Source organism: Bradyrhizobium sp. CB82 (genome assembly GCF_029714405.1).
GTDB lineage: Bacteria > Pseudomonadota > Alphaproteobacteria > Rhizobiales > Xanthobacteraceae > Bradyrhizobium.
This window is the reverse complement of sequence record NZ_CP121651.1, coordinates 92,576-118,078: the sequence shown is the minus strand read 5'-3', so window position 1 is coordinate 118,078 and position 25,503 is coordinate 92,576. Positions and strand designations below refer to the sequence as shown.

Below are 25,503 nucleotides of genomic sequence, written 5' to 3'. Positions count from 1 at the left end.
AGTGGGCCTTTGCGCTTGAGGGGCGATGTGTCCTTTCATCTTGATCGGACGGGCCGGACTTTCTTCGAAGCGTCGTTGCGGCTTCGGCGGCCATGACGTCAGCCTATCTGGCGCGACAACTGTAAGGGAGCAACGCCGTTGCAAGTAATTGTACGCGATAACAACGTCGACCAAGCGCGTCCTCAAGAAGAAGCTGCAGCGCGAGGGCGTCTTTAGGGAAATGAAGCGTCGTCGCTCCTACGAGAAGCCCTCGGAGAAAAAGACCAGGGAGAAATCCGAGGCCGTGCGCGGGGCCCGTAAGCTTGGCCTTATCGCCGCACCACCCAAAAAGGAAAGAGTCTTTATTAAGCCTACGCAAACGCTGGCCACCACGACCAGCGGCGCACGAAGACATAACGAGCGAGGCGGATCGTCGTCGGCTGTCACGAGCAAAGCTCTGGGTGTTGCAGCCACATAGCCGTGTGGCGCAGTTGCCTAGTCCAGGACGAGTGGCGAGCAGACGAAATGGCTCAGATGCAAAATATCTTATCTAGGAACTGGCCATGAAATTAAACGAGGCTCAGATAACCAAAACGCTATCTCAGTTTCAAGCGCAGGTGCTTGCTGAGGATCATCCAGCAGTTGCGCAGTTTCGCCAATTGTTCGGGCAGCATACCTTCTTTCTCGACGCCAGGGGGCTGTATGTACTGGAGCTGCTCGAGGTCCCTGGGATGGAAGCTGAGGAAGGAGAGGTCATAAGTCTCGCGGATTGGAGCGATACGGACTTTAGAAAATTGACCACACATCAGCCAGAACCCACCGGCGTCGTCGTTCGCTTGAAAGAAATCCGAAACTGAGGACAAAGCGGGCCCATAGTGCTGTCCGCGCGATCAGGTTCGCTTTGATCCGAACTCCGGCCGATCGATTGCATAAGAGGCCAGCTCCTTTGCGCGGTTGCGAGAGCTCTCGCGCTCTGACTTGGGAGCTGCCCGCTTGGGCCGAGCGCGCAGGGTGTCCAGCGCCGCCTTAACCAGCAGCTGTATGGCTTCTGATCGGTTGGGGCTTTGCGTTCAGCCGCAGATGGTTATCCTCCATTGTGAGCTCATCCCGGGCTCCTTTTCCTTCGACGCACCGTCTCCGAGGTGGGCGCATCCGGCCGCTCGTGAGGTAATCGACCCAGGCGCTCAGGGTTCCAGTGGACGCGTGCCTTTGCGCAGTGCATGACCTGCTGGCTCCCGCTCACAGGACATCCAGCTTGTTCAAGCCTCGCGAGTGAGCCGCGCAAAATCCTCGAATATAGCCGCGACAAGGGCGCGATGGCGGCTATCTTCCGGCGACAGTCCTGCGGCGTACAGATTCAGTACATAACGCGCCTTGGCGGCGGCGTCCGGCCACGACGCTGCCGGCACCGAGAGAAGTTCGTTTTCGACGACCGCCTGCTGGTCGCGCAGCCTCCTTGCGTTGTTCTCAAGCACTGCGAGGGAGCGACGGAGTTTGGTTGCCTTCTGAGCCTCTATACCGCGATGGCCATCCAGATCGAGCGGCTCGTCAGTCATGGGGCGTCCTTGCGTCGATCAGCAGCGCGTCCGACAGTTCAACCGAGCCGATCGATATCATCTCTGTAGCCAGCCCGAGCGTGCCCTCGGCCGGTACGATCATCATGGTGGCGACGCGGCGGAATGCCTCAAACGACAGCCCGTCGATCGTTTCCTCGTCCGTGATGATCTCGTAGGCACCGGCCGGCAACAGACGATCGATGCTCTTGATGCGGAACGGGCGCTTGAAGGTGACGACCTCACGACGTGAGCGGATGGTCATGCGCACCTACCTTTCGACAAGAGCGCCGCTGGCGCTGCTCGGGAGCATGCGCCTCCCAAGCTGCGATAGCCACAACTTTCTCGGACTCGCAGCGAACGGACGGACCTTCGAGTTGGAGCGTCAAGAGCGCCGATTTCGCTGGCTATTCCCCGTCAGCAAGCGCAGCGTCGTCGGCGGGGCTCCGACAAAGGAGGCCGGCCGTGAACGGCATCACGTTCGGCAGCGAGGGTGCCCACGATGGCTGAACGTGTTCTGCTCTCGCCTGCTCCAGAAGGGATCCATCTCCCACGCAATCCGTTGCCAGTACCGACAGCGCGCCCGAACACACCCCGCACTGCCACCGACGCCAAACACGACCAGTTGTCTAGCGCGCGTCTCGCGGCGGGTTAGCAATAGTGGCGTCGCATGAAGGCCATCACCAAAGAAACCATGGATCTTGCGGCCGCGCGGCATCTCGTGGATGGTTTCATTTTCCGTGCCTACACGCCACATAAGATCGCCCACGAGCTGATGCGTTGGGATGAGGAATTCAGAGACGCCAATTACAACCAGCTCGTCGCAGCCGTAACGCTCTGGCAAAGCGGCGCGTGTGACTAGGCAAAGCGGCCGTTGCCGATCGCGGGGCGGACGTGCAGCCGCACGCAGATCGAATATCATTTACACCGTCACGTTAAAGATATAGTGTTTCGCCAAAGGTTGGCAGATGCTCACCTTGAAAGCTGCCCAGGAAGCAGCGACCTCCGAAGTCGCCGCGCGTCGTCGTAGCAGCAGCTCACGTGCCATCGGAAGGCGCAATCATAACATTGGTTTACCAAGGCGCGACAGCAGCGCAGGTGCGCGCCTGGATGCGATCAAGAAAGGCGACCTTCATGAAGCTTCCTGCAATATTGCAAGGCGAGGCGCGTACTCGCTTCCTTCAAGGAATCGCATTCGGCGCGGTAGCAACCATGGCGATTGGATTTGCCTGGGGCGGCTGGGTCACTGGGGAGACAGCTAGAATCATGCGCGTCACGGCGGAGACCAGTGGCCGGATGTCCGTCCTGGTACCGCTCTGTGTCGCCCAGTTCACTGCCGCGGACGGTGCTCTCGCCAAATTCAAGGCGGCCAGCCCTTATTCCAGGGAGAACGTCGTCAGCGAATTCGTGAAGAGTGTGGCGTCCACGAGCATGGATTACTCATTCGCCAAGGCTTGTGCCACCGGCATCGAGACAGAGCTCGCTAAGACGGCGACAAAGACCTGACGAGCCCATTCGTCGAGCACACGATCTGGAGAGCGAGTCCTGATGGCCCGTCAGACGCACTTTCTCGTTCAATCCTTTGACCCCGCGAAAGACGACCAGTTGAAGGCCGGTGCGCCGATTGTGTGCCGGACCGAGGAAAGCGCGCGTCGAACTGCCGAAAGACTTGCGTTGAGCAAGGCGGGGGTCGTTGCGTTCTCTACATGCTCGGATGCCGAGACTGGTGACTACGACGACAAGCCGATAGTGCTCTTTCGAGCAGGTCGGGTACCTCCTGAGTTCGATTCGATGCCTTGATGTCTATTTGACACCGCTTCTCCGGAATGCCTGCCGCATTTTCGGCGTTGTGCCCAGACCGGAATGCATTGCGGACGCCGCTTACGGCATTTTTTGGCTTATTGGCCTTCCGAATAGCCTGCGTATTTGCTTCGTAGCCGGCTTGTTGACCCACGATAACCATGCCTCCGTGCCAGCGAGATTGCTCGAGCCTCGGAAGCGCGAGCAGATCCGATAGATATCGCCTACAATCGACAACCTACCCGGCTGCCCTTGATCCTTGCCGATTTCTAAAAGCCGAAATCGCCATATGGACCAGGTGTAGTTTGCCTTTAACTGCGGGCGAAATGTCGAACGGGTACGCGTCGGCAAGACCCAGTGAACGGTTGAGACGGTTGATCGTCAGTGCGAGCGGACTCCACAACTCCAAAAGTGCACCAAAATCGACTTCGAGATAGGGATCGTTTAGCGTGTGCTTTGCGCGCGCGTCCAAAGACAGCGGAAGTCCCGCCAGGGAATCCAGGGTCGAAACGATATGTAAGAAGTGGGCGAAGGTTTCTGCCCAGTCTTCCCAGGGATGAGATGTCGCATACATGCTGATGTGACTTGTCGGGTCGTCAGACCGATCTTGACGGGCGTAATAGGCGGCAAGCGCAGCCTGGTAATTCTCGGTCTCGTCGCCGAACACCAGCCGAAAGGGCGATCGGAAGCCTCCTTCGTGTATCAGGGCATTCCAGTAGAAGTGCCCTATTTCGTGTCGAAAATGACCAAGAAGGGTGCGATAGGGTTCACGAAAGGAAACGCGCCTGATCTCGCGTTGCACATCGTCCGCCTCCGCAAGGTTGACCGTTATCAGGCCGGATTCGTGCCCCGTCAGGACCGGCCCATGCTCGTCGGACAGAATCTCGAATGCCAGCTGAAATCCACCCGCGGACGCGATGGGCAGGCGGAGCCGTCGCAGGTCGTAGATCAGTCTGCGCTTGGCTTCCTCCACGCGCGTCCAAAGCGACACATTTTGCGTATTCTGCGTGCTGGGAATGACCTGGGTCAGGGAGCAGGACAGGCAGTAGGGAGCCGACGCAACAGCGCGCCAATTGCAACCGATGATATTCCGGTTCACGCATTCAAGGGCACTTTCCATGCCGACCATTGCCATGTTCTCAGGATCGAACATTAACGGCTGCGTGCAGCCATTGCACTCGGAGGCCTCAAAAGCCGATAGCCGCCCGCAATGAGGACACTTGAAATCTCTCATGATCGCGCTCGGCCATTGAGGGCGATCAGCGCGCGCTGCCTCTTCAATGCGCGTTTCCTCAGAATGTCGGCGTCGGCCTCGCTCACAGTGCGACACTGGTGGGACGCTTTCTCGGACATAGGCCGTGCCAGCCAGGCCTGCGCCGGTTGAGTGGACATGGGTTTAAATTCGGATCGCATTTTCATCTTCAAGAAAGCCTTCAGTTTGAAGCGGGTTCCCGTCAGGTGTTGGACATGATCTCAACTCAATCGCGCACCCTGCTGGCCATCCGGGCTGCGATGTCATAGTGTTCGCGGTTGAGCGCTCGCGGCATTCATCGGTGACGATGCGCAGACAGGTCTTGCGACGTTCTCAATCGTCTCATTGGAGCCAGATCCCCATGAAAATCCGCGTTGGCTTCGAGATGATCTACGACTTTCCGCAACCGACACCTCTGATTGCAGTTGTCGGCACCCACTTCACGCGGGCATCCGACATCGTCGTGCCCGATCATCTTGTCAGCGAGCCGTCAGTACCGATCACGCCCTATCGCGACGGTTTCGGAAATTGGTGTAGCCGTCTTGTTGCCCCCGCCGGCCGCATGCGCCTCACAGCGGACGGCACGGTGCGAGACAGCGGTCTGCCCGACGTGATCGCATCATCAGCGCAGCAACATGCGGTGGAAGATCTTCCTCCGGACACTATCGTGTATTTGCTCGGCAGCCGGTATGTCGAGACGGACCGACTTACCGACGTGGCGTGGAAGTTGTTCGAGAAGACCGCGCCCGGTTGGGCCCGGGTCAAGGGCATCTGCGACTTCGTCCATAACCACATCGCTTTTGGCTACGAACACGCCCGCCCTACCAAGACTGCCTGGGAAGCGTTTAACGAAGGCAAAGGCGTCTGCCGGGACTATGCACATGTGGCTATTGCGTTCTGCCGCTGCATGAACATTCCCGCGCGCTACTGCACGGGCTATCTCAGTGACATTGGCATGGCACCTCCATATGCCGCCGGCGATTTTGCCGGCTGGTTCGAAGCCTATATCGGCGGGCGCTGGTACACATTCGATCCCCGTAACAACGTTCCCCGAATCGGTCGCGTGCTAATCGCACAGGGCCGCGATGCCGCCGACGTTCCAATCACCCAGACATTCGGACCCAACACGTTACTCAGCTTCAAGGTTTGGACCGACGAACTCGTCTGTTGAGCGCCGCAGCGGCGAGTTGGGCAATGCAACTGCCACCTCAGGCGCGGAACAGAATCCCTCACGGTTCAAACGCGCAACAAGGAGAGGTCTGTTACTTGGATTTATCGGCTTCGAAGATCAGTGCCGCCTGAAATAAGCGGCCCGCCTCCGTTCGGACCTCGACTGGAACGTCCGGGCGGTCTTCCTGACCCGCCAAATCACGTGCCAATCCTGCCAACGTGTGAGCCGCCTCCATCTCGGCCTCGCGCTGCGTGGAAAACTCTATTCCGTCTTCGTCGGGGTAGAGCTCCTGATCGTCTCTGATATCGAAGAAATATCTGATCATCATGAGCGCCCCGTTTTAGAGAATGTCGGCGCCAGCGCGAGAGGACCTGAACGCATATCCAGGTCTTCGCAGGTCAACGTCGCGGTTCGCTCCAGCTACATGATTGGGACCCGGCATGGCGTCCCTGCAATCATCGACTGTGGGCTTCCGCTCCCCCAGTCGAGCCGAGAGTGCTCGGCCGACGTTCGCCTTAGATCTCGTCCGACAGCCGAGCGAAATCGTCGAATAGCGCGGCCACCAGTGCGCGATGACGCGTATCCTCGGCAGGCAGACTTGCAGCATAGAGGTTGAGCACTTGGCGTGCCTTCATAGCCGCCTCCTGCCAGGACGCGGCAGGAACGGTCATCATGCGGTTTTCGAGATCAGCCTCGCACTCGCGCACCTCGCGCAGATTGGCCTCGACGTCAGCCAAGGCGCGGCGCAGGTCGGTGGCCTTCTGCGCGGCCATGCCGCGGCGCTTGTCGAGATCGACCGGCAGGTCAATCATGGGCGATACTCGCGTCCACAGCTTGTGCGTTCGCAAGACCGATCGAGCCGATCGACAGCATCTCAGTGGCGCCGCGGCCACTTTCGGCAGGAACGGTGATCATCGTAGCAATACGACGATAGGCTGAGAAGGTCAGCCCCTCGATCGTCTCCTCATCTGTGACGACCTCATAGGCGCCGGCCGGCAAGGCGCGCTCGATGCCGCGGATGCGGAACGGATGTTTGAAGGTGACGGTTGCTCGCCGCGAGCGGATGGTCATGCACGCTGCCTTTCGCAAGTGAAGCCCCAAACGATGCTGGCCGTCGCGACCATGCGCCGCTCGCGCGGCAATAGCCAGCACTATTGTGCCCCGCCCGCAAACGAAGATGTCACAGGAGCCGGCACCCGCGCGGCCACTTAACCCTCGCTATTGGTTCGGCACCGGCGTAGTGTCGCTGGCATCACCGCACTTCTCAACGGCTTTGACCGGTGACTGAGGGTCGGCTCCCGCCGAAGGCCTCGCAGGAGCGTTCGATGTCACATGGTCGCATCTCGGAGTGGATCGTGCCGCCGGTGATTGTTCCGCTGTTCCTGCTGCTTCTTGTGTGTGCGGCCGTTATCATCAATGGCTAAGCCAACACGCGTGTCGTATCTGGTCAGTGGGACCAACGAATATGGCAGCTCCAATATCGGCCGCGGCACCGCGAAGGTCGCGTTGCGCTTTGCGCTAAAATTGCTGCGCGAAGGCTACATGGACGTGAGGGTCTGCACTCCCCGCGGGCGGGTGCTGCAGTCCAACGAACTCGACGAACTCAAACTATTTAAGGAGAGTGACATGGCGAAGGGCCAGCAACGCGGCAATCGCGAAGCCAAGAAGCCGAAGAAGGAAAAGGCGAAAGTGATCGCGGCAGCGCCGAGCCGGAAGGATGCCGCTTGGCAGCCTGATTTCGGGCCTGCAAAGAAGAAGTAGTGGAACTGACACCCGGCAAGTGGAATGAAAGGCCTGCAATGGTCCTAGCGGAGGCCTTTCGAGCATGGGCCAGCAAAACCCGATCGAGGGGGAATTCAAATAGAAAGGACGTTCAGCATGACAATGGCTCGAACAGGTACATGGAGGGCCGCGCTTTTCCTCGCATCAGTGTTCGGTGCAGCGCCAGCGGCTTTCGCCGCGGAACCGAACTGCCGTTCAATCGAAAGCACCAGCGCGCGCCTCTCCTGTTACGACGCAGCCTTTCCTCCAAAAGCCAGGAGGCCCTCCGGGACCAGTGTCGACGCCTCGTCGGGGGAAAAGGACCCTTTCCTTACTGAAGAAGCCCGCACCGCAGCGAAGCTGAAGATTATTTGCCGTGGTTGCTGAGTTTCATGGCGGCCGGTGTATTCCAATAGCTCCAACTCAGAGGGTCAGTAGGATGACGCAGGACGATGCTAAAGGTCCTCGTCGCGTGGGCCGCCAGCGGAAACGTGCTCTTCACCTCGCTGGCACTGTGATAGATGAAAGAGCTGACGCCTCCGCGAGCTCCAAGGTCCAATCGACCAGAAAGCAGCGTCTGCTCGAAGGGCCCGCGGAGTTTCGAGCGGACCGCGTTGATCGTTCTAACGGGAGGTCCAGGGGCGACGAGTGATCTAGCCAAGTGCGAAGCCCTGGGCCAATTGGCAGATCGTGTGCGAGGGAATAAAACAAAGCGCTGGCTATGTCGCAGATAAAGGCGCAAGATCGCGCCGCCACCGAGCGGCCCGTAGCATCTATCGGTGGTGGATTGGACGCGAGTAGCGCTCCCGCTCAACCTGACAGCGGAGCACCCCATGTCGGCACGACCTATCCTGAAACAATCATCAACCTTCGAATACCGTCTCGCACAAGAGGCGATTAATTTGCGCCAACAGGCCAGCGGGATGCCCGCTGGCATCCGCCGCACGGAGCTCTTGCGAAAGGCTAAGCAGATCGATGTTGCAGGGAGGTTAACAAGTGCTGACCTTGCCGGGTCTACAGCCACCAATCTAAGCTTTTTCGGCAAAGCGATGAACCTCGACACCGCGCTGGACACTAATTCTCATCGGGATTTACTCTCACCCTCCCGGGGCTGGTAAGCCGCCGCCTGCGCTTTATTTAAGCGGGCGGCGTTTTTGTTGGTGTCGTAGTTTAGTCCTTCCAAAGAACCAGATGAGACCTGCGCGGCAGGCTACCTGCAAAGCCCTGCTAGGAACGACTCTCCGTTATCGAGATTTGGAAGTTGGTCTGTGGCGATACCGGCCTAAGGTCCCGCCATCCACCCGGGACGGCCCATTGTCTGACGCGCGTTGGGCGATGGGCCGGTTCTCGCAACTCCGTAGCGGCCTCAGCCGCTTAGTTCTATTTAGGAGTGGGCCGGTAGCGGAATCACTTTGTTATGGCAGAATCATTCGGGACTTCGTTTACGCTCGTTGACGTGACCTCGGACGACGGGGCAGTGCCAACCAAGCAGATGTGGCTCGCTTTTGCCAAGCCAAGTCAGGCGCTGACGCTAGTTCTTGCGGCCGTTCCCGAAGGCTGGACGGCGGACATCGTACCGGCGGTTCTCAATGAAAAGCAGCAAAGGCTATTTGACGAACTCAACCTAAAACCCGGTGAGATATACAAGCTCGCCCCAGAGTGAGCCGCTCATTAGGTCGCCGCTTTAAGCTGCCTTCTGCGGCGTGGTTGCACCGCCGGGCATTGCTGTCTGAATCATCAAAGGGTTCGCATGCCGCTCCAAGGTTGTTCACAATGGAAAACGGCAGTTCCTTTCACATCCTAGGCGACATCCCGGATATTCAGAGTCTGTTTTTGAAGACCATGGATCATGACCTCGGAACAATGTCTCCGGCGAGGTCGGCTTTATCGCTCATTCAGCCCTCGAACGGTTTATTAAGACCCGCCCGTCGATTTCCCGGGCACTCTGGCGGGAGACGCTGATAGACGCTGCTATCTTCCGCGAGTGGATCGTCAACATGGGGTACGACCAGCCGCGGCACGCATGGCACACCTTCTTGCCGAGCTGCGGCAGCGGATGGCCGCTGCAGCAGCGAGATCCGGCAGCCGTTCCATTCTGCCGTCCCCGTACCGCTGAACGAAGACGATGTTGCCGCCGTCGACATATCCGAGATCACGCAGGCCTTCCTGGAGCGCATGAAATAGCGACGCCACGGACTGGCCCGACGCACCCAGAAGAAAGCCGACCCGGTGCATCGGCGGTCTGAGCTGCGGTAGAGCACGCGACCAAAAAGCTGGCCCCAAGAGCGCCGCCGAACCTCCGTCGATTCATCATCGAACTAACCTCGTCGACGAATGGTGATCCGACTGCCCATCCGAGCGTGGGGCTTCATTCCGTCGCTGTCATCTAGTGTGGCCTGTTCTGTTCAAGAACTCAATTGCCCTGCTGAACCTAAGCGGACAGCGCATGGCCTTCGGCTGTCCGAATTTGACCGCTCATAGTTCTATTTACCGAATTTTGGCGCTCATAGTTCACCCTTATCATAGTTCAGTTCGGATCCTGGAACCGTCAGCTATAGTGGCAACCATCACCGGCAACCACGATGTCCGTTTGTCGCGCGCCATGGAAAACTGCCCCCTCGGCGTCACGAGGAATTGCCCCCTCCTTGGATAGCCGAGGAGAGAGCGAATGAACGAGGAACGAATCACGGAATGCTCGTCGTGGAGTGATCCACGGGGGCAGGTGATGAAGACGCCGGATGACGTGGCGGAGATGTTGCGCCTGAGGGCGTGCGGGTGGGGTCTGAAGCGGATTGCGCACCAGCTGGGCTGCAGTCATCACACGGTGAAGGACTACGTGGCGGCGGGCGGGGTGAAGCCGTTCAAGTCGCCTGAGCGCCCGAAACGGCTCGATGGCCTTGAGGGTTGGCTGCGCGAGAGGTTCATTCGGCATCGCGGCAATGCGGATGTGGTGCGCCAGGACCTGTTGGCCGAGCAAGGCGTGGCGGTCAGCCGGCGAACGCTGCAACGCGCCGTGCAGCCCTATCGTCAGGCGCTGAAGGCCGAGGCGCTGGCGACGACGCGGTTCGAGACGCCCCGGGCCGACAGCTGCAGATCGACTTCGGCGAGCGTCTGGTCGAGATCGGCGGGGTGAAGGTCAAAGCATTCGTGTTCGTGGCGACGCTCGGGCATTCGCGACGGCTGCATGTGCGTGCGTTCCGGGCCGAGAAGCAAGAGCACTGGTTCGCCGGGCTCGAGAGCACATTCACAACGTTCGGCGGCGTGCCGGAGGAAGTGCTGATGGACAATCCACGCGCGCTCGTGGTGCGCCACGACGCGGTGAGCCGGTCGGTTCAGTTTAACGACAAGCTCATCGCGTTCGCGAAGCATTGGGGCTTCCGTCCTCGCGCCTGCGCGCCGTATCGGGCGCGCACGAAGGGCAAGACGGAGAATGGCGTCGGCTACGTGAAGAAGAACGCGATCGCGGGGCATTCCTTCGCGAGCTGGGAGGCATTCGAGGCGCATCTCGCCGAGTGGGAGCGTGAGGTGGCGAACGTGCGTATCCACGGCACGACCGGCGAGGCGCCGATCGCTCGCTTTGCGCGTGACGAGGCACACCGGTTGAAGCCGCTTGGCGGGCAGCCGTCGTTCGGATCGTTGCGCGAACTGGCCCGCGTCGTCGGCAACGATTGTGCCGTCGAGGTCGACACGAACAGCTACTCGGTGCCGTGGCGACTGATCGGCGAGCGCGTGGCGGTGACGGTTGCGGCCGGCGAGGTGCGCATCCGCCATGGCATGCGCGAGGTTGCGGTCAACAAGCAATCGGAGGGTCGCCGGCTGCGGATCGTCGATTCCGCCCACCTCGACGGGGTTGCCGGTCGCAATGGCGCGGTCTGCCGACCGGCAATCGCGACACCGGCAGGGCCGGCGCCTTCTCCACTGCCCTCGTTGTTGCGCCCTCTTGCCGAATACGAAGCAGCGATCGGAGGGAGCTTCTGATGGCGCGCACAAGGAAGGCTACCGAAGCACCAATCGACCGGCTCGAGGCCATGCTGGCGCGATTGCAGCTCTCCGGCATCCGCGACCAGCTCGACAACCTGCTCGACGAGGCGGCGCGCGCGAACCTGTCGGCGCGTGAGACGCTGTTCCTGCTGTGCGAGCGCGAGATCGCGCGCAAGGATCATCGCCGCATCGAGATGGCGCTGAAACTCGCACACTTCCCAGCCGTGAAGGAACTTGCGGGCTTCGACTTCGAGGCGCAGCCGTCGATCGATCCGAAGCAGATCCGCGACCTGGCCGCGTCACGTTGGATCGCCAACGGCGAGAACGTGCTGCTGCTCGGCCCGCCGGGCGTCGGTAAGACGCACTTGTCGATCGCGCTCGGGCGAGAGGCGATCCTGGCCGGTTACACGGTGCAGTTCACCACGGCGACGACGCTGGTCGCTGGCCTGGCCAAGGCGCATGGCGAGCGGCGCCTGGACGAGAAACTGCTCGCGCTGGCGAAGCCAAAGCTGCTGATCGTCGACGAACTCGGCTACCTGCCGCTGGAGCCCGACGCGGCGCATCTGTTCTTCCAGTTGGTCAGCCGCCGCTACGAAACCGGCGCCATGCTGATCACGTCGAACCGCAGCGTTGCCGAATGGGGCACCGTTCGCCGATCCGGTGGTCGCCACCGCGATCCTCGACCGGCTCCTCCACCACAGCCACGTGCTGACCATCCGCGGCGACAGCTACCGGCTCCGTGCCAAGCGAAAGAGCGGCCTCATCCAGCCGCCCGCCGCTGACGGCCCTCCGGTCGGCTCCGCCTCCCTCCGTCCCGTCAGCGGCGGAGCCAACCTTCAACCGACATCACGAACCCGAGGGTGGGGGCAGTTCTTCATGACGCAAAGGGGGCAGTTCCGGATGGCGTTTGACAGTCCGTTAGGCGTCGGTGGCCGAGAGACCGGTTGCGCTCCCGCCTGCAGCATCAGGGAGCGCACGCCATGGGCGGAAGCAATCGGTACTACCAATACTTATTCGATACGAGAGCTGCGATTGTGCTAAGCAGGTGAAGACGCCCGCAAAACTCGTGGAAGCTTCGAAAGAAATACTGAACAGCTCCACGGTGGACACATTCTTCGGCCGGAAAACTCAAGAACCATTTCCAAAGTACACCGAGCGTCCGTTGAACCCAGGGGAGTGACGCCGTCATGCACCGCAACTATCGATCATTGGAGCAAGAGTGCCGCGTCAGGCGGCTCTGACGGGCCACGACAAGACTCGAAGAACTAAAGCAGATGGAGTAGGAGTACAAAGCGCTCGCTGATTCGCTGGAGCGTCCGCTGTCGTCAGAAGATCAGTAGGTGCCCTCCAAAAGGGGCTGATGCGGGACCCGCTCTATAGCCGCGCTGACGATCAGCAAGAGCGTTGTGTGCCGTCTCCTAGTCCTTCGCTGGGGAGAGGAACTTAGGTCCGATCTATCATGCTGGACATATTCTTGGTCGAAGACGAAGCGCTCATCCGAATGATGATCGCCGGGATGATCGAAGAGTTGGGGCACCGCGTCGTCGCCGAGGCCGGGAGCATCGAAGACGCTCAGCCGATAGCCGAGTGGTCTCAGTTCGATCTTGCCGTTCTCGATGTCAGCATCAAAGGGCACCTCGTTCTACCCATCGTCCATGCCCTTGAGCGACGGAAATTGCCGTTTCTGTTTTCGACGGGCTACGTGTCGCCCCAATTGCCCGAACATTTCCGCTCTCGCCCGGTGCTGCGAAAGCCATTCATGACGGAACAGCTCGGCAAGGCAATCGAGACAATCTTCCCTTCCCGCGGTTCGAGGAGTTCTCGCTGTCGCTCAATCCGGACAAGACCCGCCTGTAGCTGAGCGCTCAGCACCGTTTCTCGTTCCCCTTAATGGGCCCGTACAGTCCTTTCCAGCTCCTGCGACAGCACCTAGTCTAGCTCAGTGGTTTTGCTAGACCGTTCATGTCGCGTCGCTTCCGAAAGTGGACTTACATCGCCGTGCAAGCCTACCCAAGGAAGGGTACGTAGCTCCCGGCATGCAATCATCGACCACGGTCAAGATGCGGAATCGCGCCCTCAGTGAACCTGTGGTGGCCCAGTCCCGATCGCCCGCTTGCGGCCGCGAGGGCAACGCACCGCGGGATCGGACCCCTCAACGCCCCATAAATCGGCGTCAGTTAGCGCTAAAGCTTTGGAAATGCTAAAAAGGTCGACGCTGAGATGGGATTTTGCAGCCGGGTTCTCGGCCTATTTCGATTAATGCATTAACCGGGGCGATGGAGGCCAGCGTGAAGCTCACTCGAGCGCTGGAGATCGCGGGCAAGGCTCGGATCAGGCGGCGTATTGCGGCACCGAGTGATGCCGCCAGCGAGCGGGTGGCTCCGTCGTCTGAGCGGCCGAGTGCTGCGCGATAGCCACGGTCGTTTTCTAAAAGGCTGGATTGGTGGTCCTGGCAGACCACCGCGCGATGCTCTGCGAGAACTCTACATCGACGACCTGTTCGTGGCCTGGAAGCGGCATGGTCGGCGGGCGCTCCGACAAGTCTGCCAAGACGACCCGGCCACATATCTGCGCCTCATGATCGGCTTGGTGCGGAAGATGCGATCCGGTGACTGATATGGACGCGACACCGAACGAGCAGCTCGACGAGCGCATCGCCAAACGGAAGCGGCAGAACGTCCAGCGGGTACAGAGACATCGACAGCGGCGCCAGAACGGCGGCTGTGTCTTCACCGTCGATCTGTCCGGCGATGATATCAATCGACTGATCAAGGTCGGCCAGCTCTCCGCAAGTCATCGCGATGATCCCAGTGCGGTCAAGGTTGCGGTACTGCGCATGGCTGGTCTCGACGTCCATGCCAAAGATGGTGAACCACCGCCATTATCGCAGGAACCTGCAAAGCAGCACACGCTGTTGCCTCCTACTTGGTTTTCGGATCGTTGCAATCAGTGCCGACGTTTTGCTGGCCGCCTGGAGGCGTTTCCGGTCAACGGCCATGCTATTTCATGCCGAATGCTGGCAGAGCTGGCGTGACGCGCATCGAGACGTAGTGGCGCAATCTGGCGCAGTCGGACCAAGAGCAGAGTCGGCGTCAGCAGGCGCCATCACAGGCAAACGAGAGACGCAAAGGTGATCCTGTACAGGCAAGCTCTATCGGGAATGGCTGCGCGCCGCCGCAGACGAGCTTTCCTTCGCTGATGTCCTTTGCTGGCGGGACCTGAGAAAGCCAGGTACCGAGGGACTCCTAAAGCGGGATGGGGTTAGGTTGAATCGCTTTGGGATTCCCAAATCAGTGTGTTTCTGATTCACCATGCTGGCTGGAAGGAGGCCAGCATGGATGGGCAAACCTTATTCTCTGGATCTTCGCAAGCGTGTCGTAGCCGCGATCGAGGGCGGGATGTCCCGCAACCAGGCCGCCAAGCAGTTTGGGGTCGCGATCAGCACGGCGATCGGCTGGATGCAGCGGGTCGAGGAGACCGGTAGCGTCGAGCCTGGCCAAATGGGCGGTCACAAGCCGAAGGCGGTTTCGGGAGATCACGCGGTTTGGCTGTCGCAACGGATCAAGAACGGCGATTTCACCATACGTGGGCTCGTTGCCGAGCTTGCCGGACGTGGTCTGAAGGTGGACTACCACTCGGTGTGGGACTTCGTGCATGCCGAGAAGCTCAGCTTCAAAAAAAAGCGTGGCGGCTGACGAACGCGATCGACTCGAGGTCGCGCGGCGGCGAGCCCAGTGGACAAAATATCAAGGACGCGTCGAAGCTGAGCGGCTGGTCTTCATTGACGAGAGTGTGCTGCAGACAGCGGAAGGAGTTCAACATGAACTAAGACCGATGGTGAAGCTGCGTGAGAGATGGGGGCCGGCCCCCCGAGATCAGCTTTCAGGGGCGGGTCTCAAACCAATCCGAGCTGCTGCGGTAAAGAGCTGTGGTGGTGAGCGTCGGATCAGAAGTTCGGAATATACCGAGCAGGTGAGTGTCCGAAAGACGAACGAAAGTGAACCCTCCGAAGACGCGTCGTTATGAATCCAAGCGTCGTCAAAACCAGGACCGTCTCGTCATCCTGGGACAAGTCCGCCAGATGCCTGACGACTGGGCGGGCGGCGACCGGCGTAGAGGGGGCGTGAGTCGGACACAGGCTTTCGCGTGGAACTGCAGGAACCAGGCTCTTGATGCCAAGGGAGAAGCGCAAGCGGTGCCAACCGCGAGGCGAGAGTACCGATGCAAGAGACTGGGGCGGACCGATCCGTAGTAGCGTTGAGGGCCCTGTAATGGGGACGGAGCAAAGGGATCGGGTCAGGTAGTCGTACTCTTGGACCAACTGGAAACAGGATGACTTCGAACAGTGCGATAAACAAGCCGTTCTCAATTGAGAAGCGGCGAGTGTACGAAGCGTACAAGGCGGTCAAATCCAATCGCGGAGCGGCTGGAGTGGACGGACAGACCTTCGAGATGTTCGAGAAAGACCTTGCAGGGAACCTCTACAAGATCTGGAATCGGATGTCGTCGGGGACGTACTTTCCACCTCCGGTGCTCGCCGTCTCCATTCCAAAGAAGACGGGCGGCGAAAGGACTTTAGGTGTGCCCACTATCAGCGATCGGATCGCGCAGATGGTGGTCAAACAGATGATTGAGCCGGAACTGGAATCCATCTTCCTGCCGGACTCTTACGGTTACAGGCCGGGAAAATCGGCTCTGGACGCCGTGGGCGTCACGCGTCAGCGGTGCTGGAAATATGATTGGGTCCTGGAGTTCGACATCAAAGGACTGTTTGACAATCTCCCGCATGATCTTCTGCTGAAGGCGGTCCGGAGACACGTGAAATGCAAATGGGCGCTGCTCTACATCGAAAGATGGCTGACGGCATCAATGGAAAAGGACGGGAAGCTCGTTGAGCGGATCCGCGGAACCCCGCAAGGGAGCGTGATCAGCCCAATGCTGGCCAATCTGTTCCTGCATTATACGTTTGATCTCTGGATGGCGCGGACACATCCCGACCTTCCTTGGTGTCGGTATGCCGACGACGGACTGGTGCACTGCCGGACCGAGCAAGAAGCGGAGGCCTTTAAGGCAGAGCTTGGAGCGAGGCTGGAAGTGTGCGGACTTCAGATGCATCCGACGAAGACGCAGATCGTTTACTGCAAGGACAACAGGCGTCGGCGAAGGTATCCGAGGATCAAGTTTGACTTCCTCGGATATCAGTTCAGGCCGCGGCAGGTGGCAACGTCACAGCGGAAGGAGTTCTTCTGTGGATACACCCCGGCGGTCAGTCCGACAGCTTGAAGGCCATGCGAGCGACGATCCGAAGCTTGCACATTCCACGGCAAACGCCGGGGACGCTGGCTGAGATCGCCCAACAAATCAATCCGCTCCTCCGGGGGTGGATAGGTTATTACGGACGGTTCAGTCGTTCGGCGCTGTTCTCTCTGGTCGACTACGTCAATCAGAAGCTGAGGGCGTGGATCATGCGAAAGTACAAGCGGTTCCGGCTCCACAAAACCGGTGCTTCGCTGTTCTTGCGAAAGCTGGCTCGGAATAATGCGGAGCTGTTCGTACACTGGCAGTTGTTCGGAACGACCACGTTCACCTGATGGGAGCGGTGTAAACCGAGAGGCTCACGCACCGTTCTGCGAGAGGCCGGGGGAAATCCTCCGGCCTACTCACCCCTGGACCAGGACCGATATGGCGCCCTTGCGAGGATGGGCGCCGCGCGGGAGCAGACTTCACGCCAAGGTTCCCCACGGCCGCTGGAAGACCATGACTTTCCTGGCGGCCCTGCGTCATGACCGGATCGATGCGCCATGGTTCATCGAAGGGCCGATCGATGGCGCGAGCTTTCGCACCTATGTCGAGAAGGTCCTTCTGCCCGTCCTTCGACCCGGCGATATCGTCGTCTTGGATAACCTCGGCAGCCACAGGAGCAAAGCAGTTCGCCAACTCATCCGCTCCGTCGGCGCCAAGCTATTCTTCCTGCCAAAATACTCGCCCGACCTGAACCCGATCGAACAGGTCTTTGCCAAGCTCAAGCACCTGCTCCGCAAAGCCGCGGCGCGAACCGTCGACGCGGTCTGCGCCGCAATCGGCCATGCACTCGATGCCTTCACTCCTGAGGAATGCGCCAACTACCTCAAAAATTCAGGCTATCGAACTTAATGCCATCACGCTTAGACACTATGACGGTGCCAAAAAGGCAGGCGGCACCCCCGCGCTGTAGCGGCAAAAAAATGAGCCCAGTGTTGTGCTTGTGCTCTCTTCAACGACTAATTCGATCCCGATTGGTCCTAAAGCTTTGGAAGTGCTAAGCTATTGCGCTGAGGACAGGGCGATTTCGTAACCCTGTTCCTGTTAACGCATTACATTGGCGGTGAGGCCACCGTGAGGATTGATCGAGCGTTGCAGATCGCAAGTCAGGCCCGCGTCCGGCGATATGCTTTGCCGCCTGGGACTGGAGCGCCGACGCCAACATCGCCGTCATCCGAGCGTGATGCACGTGGTCGTTTTGCAGGGCCATGTTGGTGTGAGCCCTGGTCGGCCACCGCGTGTTTCGTGGGCGTTGAGCTTTTGCCGTGGGCTCGGTAGAGGCTCACTGCCTTGGAAGCTTTCTCGGCTACCGGCCGACCCCGTACAGAAGCACGACCCCGGCGAACGGATATCTCGCAAGTGAAATGACGGATTGACATATGGCCCGTTACAGAAGCGGAAGTTCCGCTCAATTGCCCTGGGCCAGGGGCGGCGCAAGCGATGGTCACAACAGCAATGCCGCTCACCGGCAATAGTCATGGCGCGCTCCCGTGCATGCGGGTCAGCTCGCGATCCCACGTCGCGGTGACAAACAATAGCTCATTTCGAGTTCAACGACGGCAGCTGGGCTTTGTTGAAGACTGTTACTGGCCGCACGTTGATCTTTGCGAGCTCGCGACGCTCCTCGTCCGACAACTGCCAATCCTCGCACTGACTGCAAAGCTGCCAGAAGACGTCATATAACTTGCTTCGAGCGACCTTGACGATTTCGGTGTCGTCGAATTCGCAAGAGTTCAGGAAGATTGGCAAGGCAAAACTGGTCTGATGGCTTTCGAATTGAAACGTCAAACGGATGTCCTCGCCTCGTTCGTTCGGCGAAATCATCTCAATGCGCGCGACCCTTATCTTGAATTTGCCCATTGTCTCACCTCGCTGGGTCGACCTTGATCGATCTTTCTGTATGAAATTATCACTTACGCTCTCAGACGTCGTGGTCTTCCTGCCGCAGGCGACGGGACATGAAGGAATCTCGTCGGGCGCAAGCCCTCGTTGCCGACCTTCTTCATGGCGTCGGAGACGAATTTGCCGATCTCGGCGTCGCCGTTGGCGGAGATGGTGCCGACCTGGGCGATCTCGTCGTTCGAGGTGACCTGGTGTTCTTCACGAGGTCCGCAACCACGGCGTCGACCGCGAGGTCGATACCTTGCTTCAAGTCCATCGGGTTCATGCCGGCGGCAACGGCCTTGGCGCCTTCCTTCACGATCGCAGCCGCGAGCACGGTCGCGGTGGTGGTGCCATCGCCGGCCGCGTCAGCGGACTTGGAGGCGACTTCGCGCACCATCTGTGCGCCCATGTTCTCGAACTTCTCCTCGAGCTCGATTTCCTTGGCGACGGTGACGCCGTCCTTGGTGATGCGGGGAGCGCCGAACGACTTATCGAGCACCACGTTGCGGCCCTTCGGACCGAGCGTCACCTTTACCGCGTTGTTGAGAATTTCGACGCCGCGCAACATGCGGTCGCGCGCATCGACGCCGAATTTGACTTCTTTGGCTGACATAGTGATCTCCGTTTTCAACTGGTCAGATCCCAAAGACCGCGCAACTTGCGAGTCCCTTGAGAGATGAGATTTAAATTGCGGGCCTCATCATTCGAGAACCCGGCTAGGCCGAATCCCCGGGGCAAGGAAAACTGGCTGGCGCTTACGCGGCCTTCTTCTTGGCGGACGTGAGTCTTCGTTTCAAAAATTAGCTGCGACCAGATCGTAAGAACCCCTGCTGCCGCGGACGTACGCCCGGGCAGCGGCGGCACATATCACATCACGATTGGAATCGAAGGCGTTCAGGAAACCCGATTCATTGGGGCGAGCGTCCGGTTGAAGTCGCCTCAGGGCGTCTTCCTCTATGAAAAACGATGCCTCCAACGCGCTATCGTATCCCCAAAAACGCACCGCATGCCGCGTTCGGTCATATGAACGACTATAATTTGGAAACTCGATCATGCTTGGATCCGATCAAGTTTACGCAACGGGAAGAGATGCTGAAAGCGGCCCGGCTGCGCTAAGCCGTAAATGGCTACTCTGGAATCGGATTACAACCTGCCCACGACAATTAAGTTACGACCACCCTCGTGATTCGGCGGAGCGTCATCATATTCCCCGTATCACCGCACGTCCCTGGCTGTTATCGGTGACTGAGAGTGTTGCGCTCCCACCGTTTTCAAAAGGCAGTCCCAATGTCCAATATCGATAGATTCGGTGTTCGTGAGTGGCTCGTTCCTCCGGTCTTGCTGCCGATCTTTTTCGGGCTGTTGATCGTTGCTGCAATGGTAATTCAGCGGTAGTCATCCTTATCGCATCGACCAAACAGCTAGTTGGCGCGGTGGAAATGACTAACGGGCTGAGTGTCCGACCGATCGCAGTTGGTGAAATGCTTTCACAAAGCGCGACCGTCGCGTGTACCTGCGCTCCATCCAAAAAGGGTGGCGGGCTTGTGCTCATGGCTGCAATCCACTTTCGTCGCCCTTGCCTAGTCGCGCGAGCTACTTTGCCAAAGCGTCACAGCCGCAACGAGCTCCGTGTAATCGGCGTCTTTGAATTCCCGATCCCAGCGCAGCAGCTCGTGGGCGATCTTATGCGGAGTGTGGGCGCGGAAGTTGAAGCCATCCGCGAGGTGCCGCGCGGCGGCGAAATCCATTGTTTCCTTCGTGAGGTCCTTCATAACTGGCTGGCGGCCCGCGATCAACTCAAGTTGCGCAAGGCGGTTCGTTGAATTCCAAAATGGCTGAAACCAGCCGGGGGCAGTTTTCCCAATGGCTGTCGAGATCTAGCGGTTCATCAACCATCGGATATGCCTGCGTCGATGCGCTGCGCGTCCGACAAATCGACCGGGCCGATCGGGACCACCTCCATCGCCAACCCGCGCGAGCCCTCCGTCGGCACCTTGATCATGGTGGCAATGCGGCGGAACGCCACGAACGAAAGGCTCTCGATCGCCTCCTCATCGGTGACGACCTCGTAGGCGCCAGCTGGCAACAGGCGATCGATACCCCTGATTCGGAAAGGATGTTTGAAGGTGACGACTTCACGTCGAGAACGGATGGTCATGCGCGCCCGCCTTTCGCAAAGACGCCAGCGCCGGCGCTGCCCGCGGAGCAGCATGCGCTCCTTCCGCCGCTATAGCCACCGCTTTCTTGCCCGTGGCGGATGAAATGCGCCTTCTCTCTCGTATCGCTGTTGCCACGGCCGGCCGGGTATCGCGCCGTCCACGAACTCTTCCAAGGAAACTTCTTCTCGCTAGCTGAGGCGCCGAGGCGAGGCTGTTGTTTTATCGGCATCTCGTCGCAGCTCTCACGCCCATCTGCGTTGAGAAGTTTCGACAAGCCGCTGATGCGTCGGCGAACTTGGTCGAAATGAAGAAGGCGACCTATGCATGGGACCAGAGCAAGTTCGTCGAAAAAGGTGGTTGGGCCACGATGCCGGGAAGCACTGAGCCAAACTCTGCCGTCGCAAAAGCTTGTGCCGAATCGCTTGGTAGCAAGAAAGCTGTGGAGCTGCGCGGATAGTCAGGCAAGTCGCGAGGCGGAAATCTGTCCACCCTCTCGACATGTCTTCATCTCGCGCCGTCGAGGGGGCGCTGCAAGGCGGACCAGACAGTCGTCGCTAGATGGTCATGCATCGAAATTCGTAGTATCGACTTTTGAACGAAGAACTCCGAGGAGGCCGAAATCCGTGAAGCCCACGGAACGCTTCCTCCTGTCATTTCAGTTCCCAATTTGCCCCACGCCACGCGTCTTCCAACAGGTGAACATCCGTTCAAACTGTGGTAGTATGACAGCGTTTTAAGGTCCAGCGAACGAGAGTCCTGCCTTGGTGAAAGCGGCGAAGGACTTGTTTGATCCAAGAGCCTTCCTTGCCAAGGTCGGGGCCGGAAAATCGATTTCTAAATTTGGCAAAGGTCAGAACGTGTTCGCGCAAGGAGATGTCGCGGACGCGGTATTTTACATTCGGGAGGGAAAGATCAAGCTTACGGTCGTTTCGGACCAAGGCAAGGAAGCCGTCGTCGGGATTCTAGAACCGGGACAATTCTTTGGCGAGGGCTGCCTCAATGGTCATCCATTGCGTATTGCTACTACTACGGCAATGGAGGCTTGTGTCATCACGAGAATATCGAAGACAGCGATGATTGCCGCGCTCGAAGGTAAGCCGAAGTTCTCTCAATTGTTCATGGCGTATTTGCTCGCGCGCAATAGCCGGATTGAAGAAGACCTGATCGACCAACTCTTCAATTCGAGCGAGAAACGCTTGGCGCGTCTGTTGCTTCTGCTGGCAAATTTCGGCAAGGAGGCCAGCTCGCAGCCCATTGGCGTCAATATCAGCCAGGAAACGCTGGCCGAAATGATTGGTGCGACCCGATCACGGGTTAGCTTCTCATGAATAAGTTCCGCAAGCTTGGCTTCATCTGCTACAATGGAAAGATCGAGGTTCATAGCTCGCTCCTGAACGCGGTTCTGCGCGACAAACCCGAGATAGACTGGAAGGACTGACCACCGCGCGGGCAAACCGGGCAGCGGGCCAAACGCGTGACATCACTTGAATAGCGCGCATTAGGGCGAACTGGACAAGCCGCCAGTTTGTCCTTGCTGGTCCAAGCGAATGACGGGCTAGGCTCTTTCGTCCAGATAGTAGATCATTTTCGTAATGGCCTCAGCACCGGCGATCCGCCTGCAACGTTGACGCTGCCGGTGAATATGAAACTCAACACCAAGGTGTCGATACTACCGGTGATCCGTTGACTATTCAGGGAAAATGGGAATCTCGCGTCCGAATGAAGGTCGGTCCCTCCGCCTTCCCTCCTACGCTCGACCATGTCGGCTACTCCCGCAAAACGCAGCCTGTAGCTGACGCTCCTTCGGGGGCGGCGAAATCGAATAGTCGTACTCTCCTCCTTGACGGGGCGATCACGACGGAGCCTGTTCGGCGACGTTTTTCGCCGCATGCTCGTGGTGCAGCTCTCAAGTCAGTCTATGAAATGCCGGCGGCAAAACCTCTCGCACGAGCTCACTTAGATCTAAAGCCTCGCCGCTTTCCGTAATGTCGAGAACAGAACCTCGATAGAAGGATGTTGCCGGCTGAACGCGGCTCCCCGCTGGTATTTTGCGCTCACAATCCGTTGGACCGCCGCAAGGTTCAGCTTCCCAAGCGCATTGTATTGGTCGCGGAGCAGACTTTGCCGTCCACCATGGTGCTCAGCAGATTCGGCCCAGACGTCCATCACTTTGCGGCCCTATGAACGCTTCGACGCGTTCAGTTCCATCCCGGGCAAAAAGCCGTAGCCCGTCCATGCTATGGGGCCGTCATCGACGATAAATTGTGTAAGTGACATCATGAGTCCCTTCCGCGTTTACTCACATCGGCAGTTCGTCCTGGACTGAGCCTCCCTCGTTTTCCCACCGCGACAGAGCGGCAGCGGCCGATCTCGCATCGCTAGGTGTATCCTTTGTTAAAGGCATCTTGTTGCAACCGACTTCATTCTTGGACCTGTGCTCCGTCAACAAGATGAAGTCGGCCCTCCAAGTCTTGAACTTACGGCTTTCCTCAGCGCTGGTCGAACCCTTGACGAGTTCGCCGGGCGCGGTTGCTCTTGCATGATGCTGCTGACATTTGAACATATGCAGAGCCCTTTCGTTTGAAGTCTCCGCGCATCCCGGCCAGTCTGATGATTGGGCAGGATAGACCTGGATATGGGGATCCAACGGCTGAATAACGAGCCCAGGAATAAATAAATAAGATTATCAAAAGCGCGCGCAAATAGGCTTCGCGTTCGCCCCCAGCCGGCTGGGCAAAAGAGCCGCTGCAGCGGATTGCAATCAGAAGCAATTCACTACCTTCTTCGACCGCATCGTAGTTGCGAGCGATGGCGTCGGCAGCAATTTGCCGCGAAGAAGCAAGCGCTCGAACAGCGACCGACCAGAACAAGCAGTCCCTCAGGCACGGTCTCATCGATGATGCTGACAGACAGAAACACCGCAATCGCGGCTCGGCGTTGGTTCGCATGCCGAGCTTTTGTTCTGTCGATCCAATCGTATTGGCGGCGGGATGGTAAATGAGATTGACTCGATTGGCCAAGAAAAGGATAGCAATTCGAGCAAAAGGCGTGCACCGTCCCGTGGACTTCAATTGCGGCGTCGGCGCGGAGCTGTATTTCAGCGTGACGCGCAAAGAAAATGGCTCCCGCGCCGTCCGCGTATCGCCGACGTCAATCAAGTTTGCAATCGAAGCAGTGTCGTCCGCAACGCTGAGTGGCACCGTCATCACTGTTGAAGAAGCCAGATCGCTCGAGACCGAACTCGAGGTCGTCGAGGGCATGCAGTTCGACCGCGGCTACATCTCGCCCTACTTCGTCACCAACGCCGACAAGATGCGCGCTGAAATGGAAGACGCCTATATCCTGATCAACGAGAAGAAACTCTCCTCGCTGAACGAATTGCTGCCGCTGCTCGAGGCCGTGGTGCAGTCCGGCAAGCCGCTGGTCATCGTCGCCGAGGACGTCGAAGGCGAGGCGCTCGCCACCCTCGTCGTGAACCGTCTGCGCGGCGGCCTGAAGGTCGCGGCCGTCAAGGCTCCGGGCTTCGGCGATCGTCGCAAGGCCATGCTGCAGGACATCGCGATCCTGACCGGCGGCCAGGCGATCTCGGAAGATCTCGGCATCAAGCTCGAGAACGTCACGCTCAACATGCTCGGTCGCGCCAGGAAGGTGATGATCGACAAGGAAAACACCACGATCGTCAACGGCGCCGGCAAGAAGGCCGACATCGAGGCGCGCGTGGCCCAGATCAAGGCGCAGATCGAGGAGACCACCTCGGACTACGACCGCGAGAAGCTCCAGGAGCGTCTTGCCAAGCTTGCAGGCGGCGTCGCGGTGATCCGCGTTGGCGGCGCGACCGAGGTCGAGGTGAAGGAGCGCAAGGATCGCGTGGATGACGCGATGCATGCGACCCGCGCGGCTGTCGAGGAAGGCATCGTTCCGGGCGGCGGCGTCGCCTTGCTGCGTGCCTCCGAGCAGCTCAAGGGCATCCGCACCAAGAACGATGTCCAGAAGACCGGCGTCGATATCGTGCGCAAGGCGCTATCTGCGCCGGCCCGCCAGATCGCGATCAACGCCGGTGAAGACGGCTCGGTCATCGTCGGCAAGATCCTGGAAAAGGAGCAGTACTCCTACGGCTTCGACTCGCAGACCGGCGAGTACGGCAACCTCGTCGCCAAGGACATCATCATCGACCCGACCAAGGTGGTTCGCGTAGCGATCCAGAACGCTGCCTCGGTCGCGGCGCTCTTGATCACCACGGAAGCCATGGTCGCCGAGGTGCCCAAGAGGAACGCAGGCGGCGGCGTGCCTGCGGGTGGCGGCGGCATGGGAGGCATGGGTGGTATGGATTTCTAAGTCAACCCGCTCATGGCCGAACGGCGGACAAGGAAAGGATGGACCGATTTCCAAGAGGCAGAACGACTATCTGCTCAAAAGAAAGGGCGCGTAAGTTGAGGCCCGCCTGCTCGCTATTTCTTGGAGCCCTAGCGTGGGGTCAGCCATCACCACATTCCCGCTAGCTCGACCAGCGACCGAGGCCGCGCGCGTTCCCGCCGCAAGCGCAGGAACGTTTCCTCGCAGCGTTTTCAGCTGGCCGATCGACTCCCGAACCGAAATGGAATCTGCTGTTCCCATCACCGCCCGGACCGTGGCTTTTATCGGTGACTGAGAACGCCGGTTTGC

The 25,503-nt window shown here is 59.2% G+C and carries 23 protein-coding genes and 9 pseudogenes; 19 read left to right on the top strand and 13 right to left on the bottom strand.

What is annotated here, in order from left to right; translation table 11 throughout:
* Positions 1–138 precede the first annotated feature (138 nt).
* Together rpsU and QA640_RS44375 are read left to right on the top strand one after the other, a co-directional pair.
* Positions 139–457 (top strand): annotated as a pseudogene (rpsU, locus tag QA640_RS44380) (30S ribosomal protein S21).
* A gap of 85 nt (positions 458–542) precedes the next feature.
* Positions 543–836: a hypothetical protein gene (locus QA640_RS44375; protein WP_283043626.1), complete on the top strand. Its 294-nt coding sequence runs from the start codon at positions 543–545 to the stop codon at positions 834–836.
* 402 nt (positions 837–1,238) lie between these two features.
* On the opposite strand, the gene QA640_RS44370 is transcribed toward QA640_RS44375, so the two are convergent.
* Entirely contained in the window at positions 1,239–1,535 is a 297-nt protein-coding gene (locus QA640_RS44370) for a hypothetical protein (protein WP_283043625.1), read from the bottom strand.
* A complete protein-coding gene (locus QA640_RS44365) occupies positions 1,528–1,797 on the bottom strand; it encodes a hypothetical protein (protein WP_283043624.1) in 270 nt (89 codons plus the stop codon). The genes QA640_RS44370 and QA640_RS44365 overlap by 8 nt, the downstream gene beginning before the upstream one ends.
* A gap of 405 nt (positions 1,798–2,202) precedes the next feature.
* On the opposite strand from QA640_RS44365, the gene QA640_RS44360 reads away from it, so the two are divergent.
* Together QA640_RS44360 and QA640_RS44355 are read left to right on the top strand one after the other, a co-directional pair.
* Positions 2,203–2,394, top strand: coding sequence for a hypothetical protein (locus tag QA640_RS44360; protein WP_283043623.1), 192 nt, complete (start codon positions 2,203–2,205; stop codon positions 2,392–2,394).
* A 272-nt stretch (positions 2,395–2,666) separates the two neighbouring features.
* A complete protein-coding gene (locus QA640_RS44355; protein WP_283043622.1) occupies positions 2,667–3,038 on the top strand; it encodes a hypothetical protein in 372 nt (123 codons plus the stop codon).
* A 532-nt stretch (positions 3,039–3,570) separates the two neighbouring features.
* Here the strand turns inward: QA640_RS44355 and QA640_RS44345 are convergent.
* Positions 3,571–4,566 (bottom strand): putative zinc-binding metallopeptidase, encoded by a 996-nt coding sequence (locus QA640_RS44345; protein ID WP_283043620.1) that lies wholly within the window; start codon positions 4,564–4,566, stop codon positions 3,571–3,573.
* Positions 4,567–4,945: 379 nt separating this feature from the next.
* Here QA640_RS44345 and QA640_RS44340 point away from each other — a divergent pair, with 379 nt between their 5' ends.
* A complete protein-coding gene (locus tag QA640_RS44340; RefSeq protein ID WP_283043619.1) occupies positions 4,946–5,755 on the top strand; it encodes a transglutaminase family protein in 810 nt (269 codons plus the stop codon).
* Between the two features lie 91 nt (positions 5,756–5,846).
* Here QA640_RS44340 and QA640_RS44335 read toward each other — a convergent pair whose 3' ends face one another.
* From QA640_RS44335 to QA640_RS44325, 3 genes are all read right to left on the bottom strand, one after another.
* Positions 5,847–6,080 (bottom strand): hypothetical protein, encoded by a 234-nt coding sequence (locus tag QA640_RS44335; protein ID WP_283043618.1) that lies wholly within the window; start codon positions 6,078–6,080, stop codon positions 5,847–5,849.
* Between the two features lie 190 nt (positions 6,081–6,270).
* Positions 6,271–6,567, bottom strand: a complete 297-nt coding sequence (locus QA640_RS44330) for a hypothetical protein (protein WP_283043617.1) — start codon at positions 6,565–6,567, stop codon at positions 6,271–6,273.
* Entirely contained in the window at positions 6,560–6,826 is a 267-nt protein-coding gene (locus QA640_RS44325) for a hypothetical protein (protein WP_283043616.1), read from the bottom strand. The genes QA640_RS44330 and QA640_RS44325 overlap by 8 nt, the downstream gene beginning before the upstream one ends.
* Positions 6,827–7,171: 345 nt before the next feature.
* Between QA640_RS44325 and QA640_RS44320 the strand changes: the two genes are divergently transcribed.
* The 11 genes and pseudogenes from QA640_RS44320 to QA640_RS44270 form a co-directional block, all read left to right on the top strand.
* On the top strand, positions 7,172–7,516 hold the full coding sequence (locus tag QA640_RS44320; RefSeq protein WP_283043615.1) for a hypothetical protein: 345 nt from the start codon (positions 7,172–7,174) through the stop codon (positions 7,514–7,516).
* 833 nt (positions 7,517–8,349) lie between these two features.
* Complete coding sequence (locus tag QA640_RS44315) at positions 8,350–8,634, top strand: hypothetical protein (protein ID WP_283043614.1); 285 nt, start codon at positions 8,350–8,352, stop codon at positions 8,632–8,634.
* A 299-nt stretch (positions 8,635–8,933) separates the two neighbouring features.
* Entirely contained in the window at positions 8,934–9,179 is a 246-nt protein-coding gene (locus tag QA640_RS44310; protein ID WP_283043613.1) for a hypothetical protein, read from the top strand.
* 1,005 nt (positions 9,180–10,184) lie between these two features.
* Positions 10,185–10,649: a helix-turn-helix domain-containing protein gene (locus tag QA640_RS44305; RefSeq protein ID WP_283043902.1), complete on the top strand. Its 465-nt coding sequence runs from the start codon at positions 10,185–10,187 to the stop codon at positions 10,647–10,649.
* Positions 10,604–11,494 (top strand): IS21 family transposase, encoded by an 891-nt coding sequence (gene istA / locus QA640_RS44300; protein WP_283043863.1) that lies wholly within the window; start codon positions 10,604–10,606, stop codon positions 11,492–11,494. Before QA640_RS44305 ends, istA begins: the two co-directional genes overlap by 46 nt.
* Positions 11,494–12,265, top strand: a pseudogene (gene istB / locus QA640_RS44295) (IS21-like element helper ATPase IstB); the annotation flags it as partial. The gene istA and the pseudogene istB, both read left to right, overlap by 1 nt.
* Positions 12,266–12,971: 706 nt before the next feature.
* Positions 12,972–13,358, top strand: a complete 387-nt coding sequence (locus QA640_RS44290; protein ID WP_349253779.1) for a response regulator — start codon at positions 12,972–12,974, stop codon at positions 13,356–13,358.
* 756 nt (positions 13,359–14,114) lie between these two features.
* The gene (locus tag QA640_RS44285; protein ID WP_283043611.1) at positions 14,115–14,531 is read left to right on the top strand and encodes a hypothetical protein; all 417 of its coding nucleotides are present in this window, start codon (positions 14,115–14,117) and stop codon (positions 14,529–14,531) included.
* A 304-nt stretch (positions 14,532–14,835) separates the two neighbouring features.
* Positions 14,836–15,301, top strand: a pseudogene (locus QA640_RS44280) (transposase); the annotation flags it as partial.
* A 528-nt stretch (positions 15,302–15,829) separates the two neighbouring features.
* A pseudogene (gene ltrA, locus QA640_RS44275) lies at positions 15,830–17,088 on the top strand (group II intron reverse transcriptase/maturase).
* Between the two features lie 76 nt (positions 17,089–17,164).
* Positions 17,165–17,650 (top strand): annotated as a pseudogene (locus QA640_RS44270) (IS630 family transposase); the annotation flags it as partial.
* Between the two features lie 687 nt (positions 17,651–18,337).
* Here the strand turns inward: QA640_RS44270 and QA640_RS44265 are convergent.
* The 5 genes and pseudogenes from QA640_RS44265 to QA640_RS44245 all read right to left on the bottom strand — a co-directional run bounded on the left by QA640_RS44265 (position 18,338) and on the right by QA640_RS44245 (position 20,840).
* Positions 18,338–18,658 carry a hypothetical protein gene (locus tag QA640_RS44265; protein WP_283043610.1) on the bottom strand — a complete coding sequence of 107 codons (321 nt, stop codon included), beginning with the start codon at positions 18,656–18,658 and terminating at the stop codon, positions 18,338–18,340.
* Positions 18,659–18,777: 119 nt separating this feature from the next.
* A pseudogene (locus QA640_RS44260) lies at positions 18,778–19,295 on the bottom strand (TCP-1/cpn60 chaperonin family protein); the annotation flags it as partial.
* 180 nt (positions 19,296–19,475) lie between these two features.
* Entirely contained in the window at positions 19,476–19,736 is a 261-nt protein-coding gene (locus QA640_RS44255) for a DUF1488 domain-containing protein (RefSeq protein ID WP_283043609.1), read from the bottom strand.
* Between the two features lie 526 nt (positions 19,737–20,262).
* A complete protein-coding gene (locus tag QA640_RS44250) occupies positions 20,263–20,430 on the bottom strand; it encodes a hypothetical protein (RefSeq protein ID WP_283043608.1) in 168 nt (55 codons plus the stop codon).
* A gap of 140 nt (positions 20,431–20,570) precedes the next feature.
* Positions 20,571–20,840 (bottom strand): hypothetical protein, encoded by a 270-nt coding sequence (locus QA640_RS44245; protein ID WP_283043607.1) that lies wholly within the window; start codon positions 20,838–20,840, stop codon positions 20,571–20,573.
* A 215-nt stretch (positions 20,841–21,055) separates the two neighbouring features.
* On the opposite strand from QA640_RS44245, the gene QA640_RS44240 reads away from it, so the two are divergent.
* Both QA640_RS44240 and QA640_RS44235 read left to right on the top strand, forming a co-directional pair.
* Positions 21,056–21,298, top strand: a complete 243-nt coding sequence (locus QA640_RS44240; RefSeq protein ID WP_283043606.1) for a hypothetical protein — start codon at positions 21,056–21,058, stop codon at positions 21,296–21,298.
* Between the two features lie 304 nt (positions 21,299–21,602).
* Positions 21,603–22,279, top strand: a pseudogene (locus QA640_RS44235) (Crp/Fnr family transcriptional regulator).
* A gap of 468 nt (positions 22,280–22,747) precedes the next feature.
* On the opposite strand, the pseudogene QA640_RS44230 reads toward QA640_RS44235, so the two are convergent.
* Together QA640_RS44230 and QA640_RS44225 are read right to left on the bottom strand one after the other, a co-directional pair.
* A pseudogene (locus tag QA640_RS44230) lies at positions 22,748–23,118 on the bottom strand (signal transduction histidine kinase).
* A gap of 212 nt (positions 23,119–23,330) precedes the next feature.
* Positions 23,331–23,999, bottom strand: coding sequence for a hypothetical protein (locus tag QA640_RS44225; RefSeq protein WP_283043605.1), 669 nt, complete (start codon positions 23,997–23,999; stop codon positions 23,331–23,333).
* Between the two features lie 43 nt (positions 24,000–24,042).
* On the opposite strand from QA640_RS44225, the pseudogene groEL reads away from it, so the two are divergent.
* Positions 24,043–25,176 (top strand): annotated as a pseudogene (gene groEL / locus QA640_RS44220) (chaperonin GroEL); the annotation flags it as partial.
* Positions 25,177–25,503 lie beyond the last annotated feature (327 nt).

Coding starts and splice junctions, on each gene's coding strand:
- QA640_RS44375 (WP_283043626.1), top strand. CDS start 543: ATGAAATTAAACGAGGCTCAGATAACCAAAACGCTATCTCAGTTTCAA.
- QA640_RS44370 (WP_283043625.1), bottom strand. CDS start 1,535: ATGACTGACGAGCCGCTCGATCTGGATGGCCATCGCGGTATAGAGGCT.
- QA640_RS44365 (WP_283043624.1), bottom strand. CDS start 1,797: ATGACCATCCGCTCACGTCGTGAGGTCGTCACCTTCAAGCGCCCGTTC.
- QA640_RS44360 (WP_283043623.1), top strand. CDS start 2,203: ATGAAGGCCATCACCAAAGAAACCATGGATCTTGCGGCCGCGCGGCAT.
- QA640_RS44355 (WP_283043622.1), top strand. CDS start 2,667: ATGAAGCTTCCTGCAATATTGCAAGGCGAGGCGCGTACTCGCTTCCTT.
- QA640_RS44345 (WP_283043620.1), bottom strand. CDS start 4,566: ATGAGAGATTTCAAGTGTCCTCATTGCGGGCGGCTATCGGCTTTTGAG.
- QA640_RS44340 (WP_283043619.1), top strand. CDS start 4,946: ATGAAAATCCGCGTTGGCTTCGAGATGATCTACGACTTTCCGCAACCG.
- QA640_RS44335 (WP_283043618.1), bottom strand. CDS start 6,080: ATGATCAGATATTTCTTCGATATCAGAGACGATCAGGAGCTCTACCCC.
- QA640_RS44330 (WP_283043617.1), bottom strand. CDS start 6,567: ATGATTGACCTGCCGGTCGATCTCGACAAGCGCCGCGGCATGGCCGCG.
- QA640_RS44325 (WP_283043616.1), bottom strand. CDS start 6,826: ATGACCATCCGCTCGCGGCGAGCAACCGTCACCTTCAAACATCCGTTC.
- QA640_RS44320 (WP_283043615.1), top strand. CDS start 7,172: ATGGCTAAGCCAACACGCGTGTCGTATCTGGTCAGTGGGACCAACGAA.
- QA640_RS44315 (WP_283043614.1), top strand. CDS start 8,350: ATGTCGGCACGACCTATCCTGAAACAATCATCAACCTTCGAATACCGT.
- QA640_RS44310 (WP_283043613.1), top strand. CDS start 8,934: ATGGCAGAATCATTCGGGACTTCGTTTACGCTCGTTGACGTGACCTCG.
- QA640_RS44305 (WP_283043902.1), top strand. CDS start 10,185: ATGAACGAGGAACGAATCACGGAATGCTCGTCGTGGAGTGATCCACGG.
- QA640_RS44285 (WP_283043611.1), top strand. CDS start 14,115: ATGGACGCGACACCGAACGAGCAGCTCGACGAGCGCATCGCCAAACGG.
- QA640_RS44265 (WP_283043610.1), bottom strand. CDS start 18,658: ATGGGCAAATTCAAGATAAGGGTCGCGCGCATTGAGATGATTTCGCCG.
- QA640_RS44255 (WP_283043609.1), bottom strand. CDS start 19,736: ATGATCGAGTTTCCAAATTATAGTCGTTCATATGACCGAACGCGGCAT.
- QA640_RS44250 (WP_283043608.1), bottom strand. CDS start 20,430: ATGGATTTCGCCGCCGCGCGGCACCTCGCGGATGGCTTCAACTTCCGC.
- QA640_RS44245 (WP_283043607.1), bottom strand. CDS start 20,840: ATGACCATCCGTTCTCGACGTGAAGTCGTCACCTTCAAACATCCTTTC.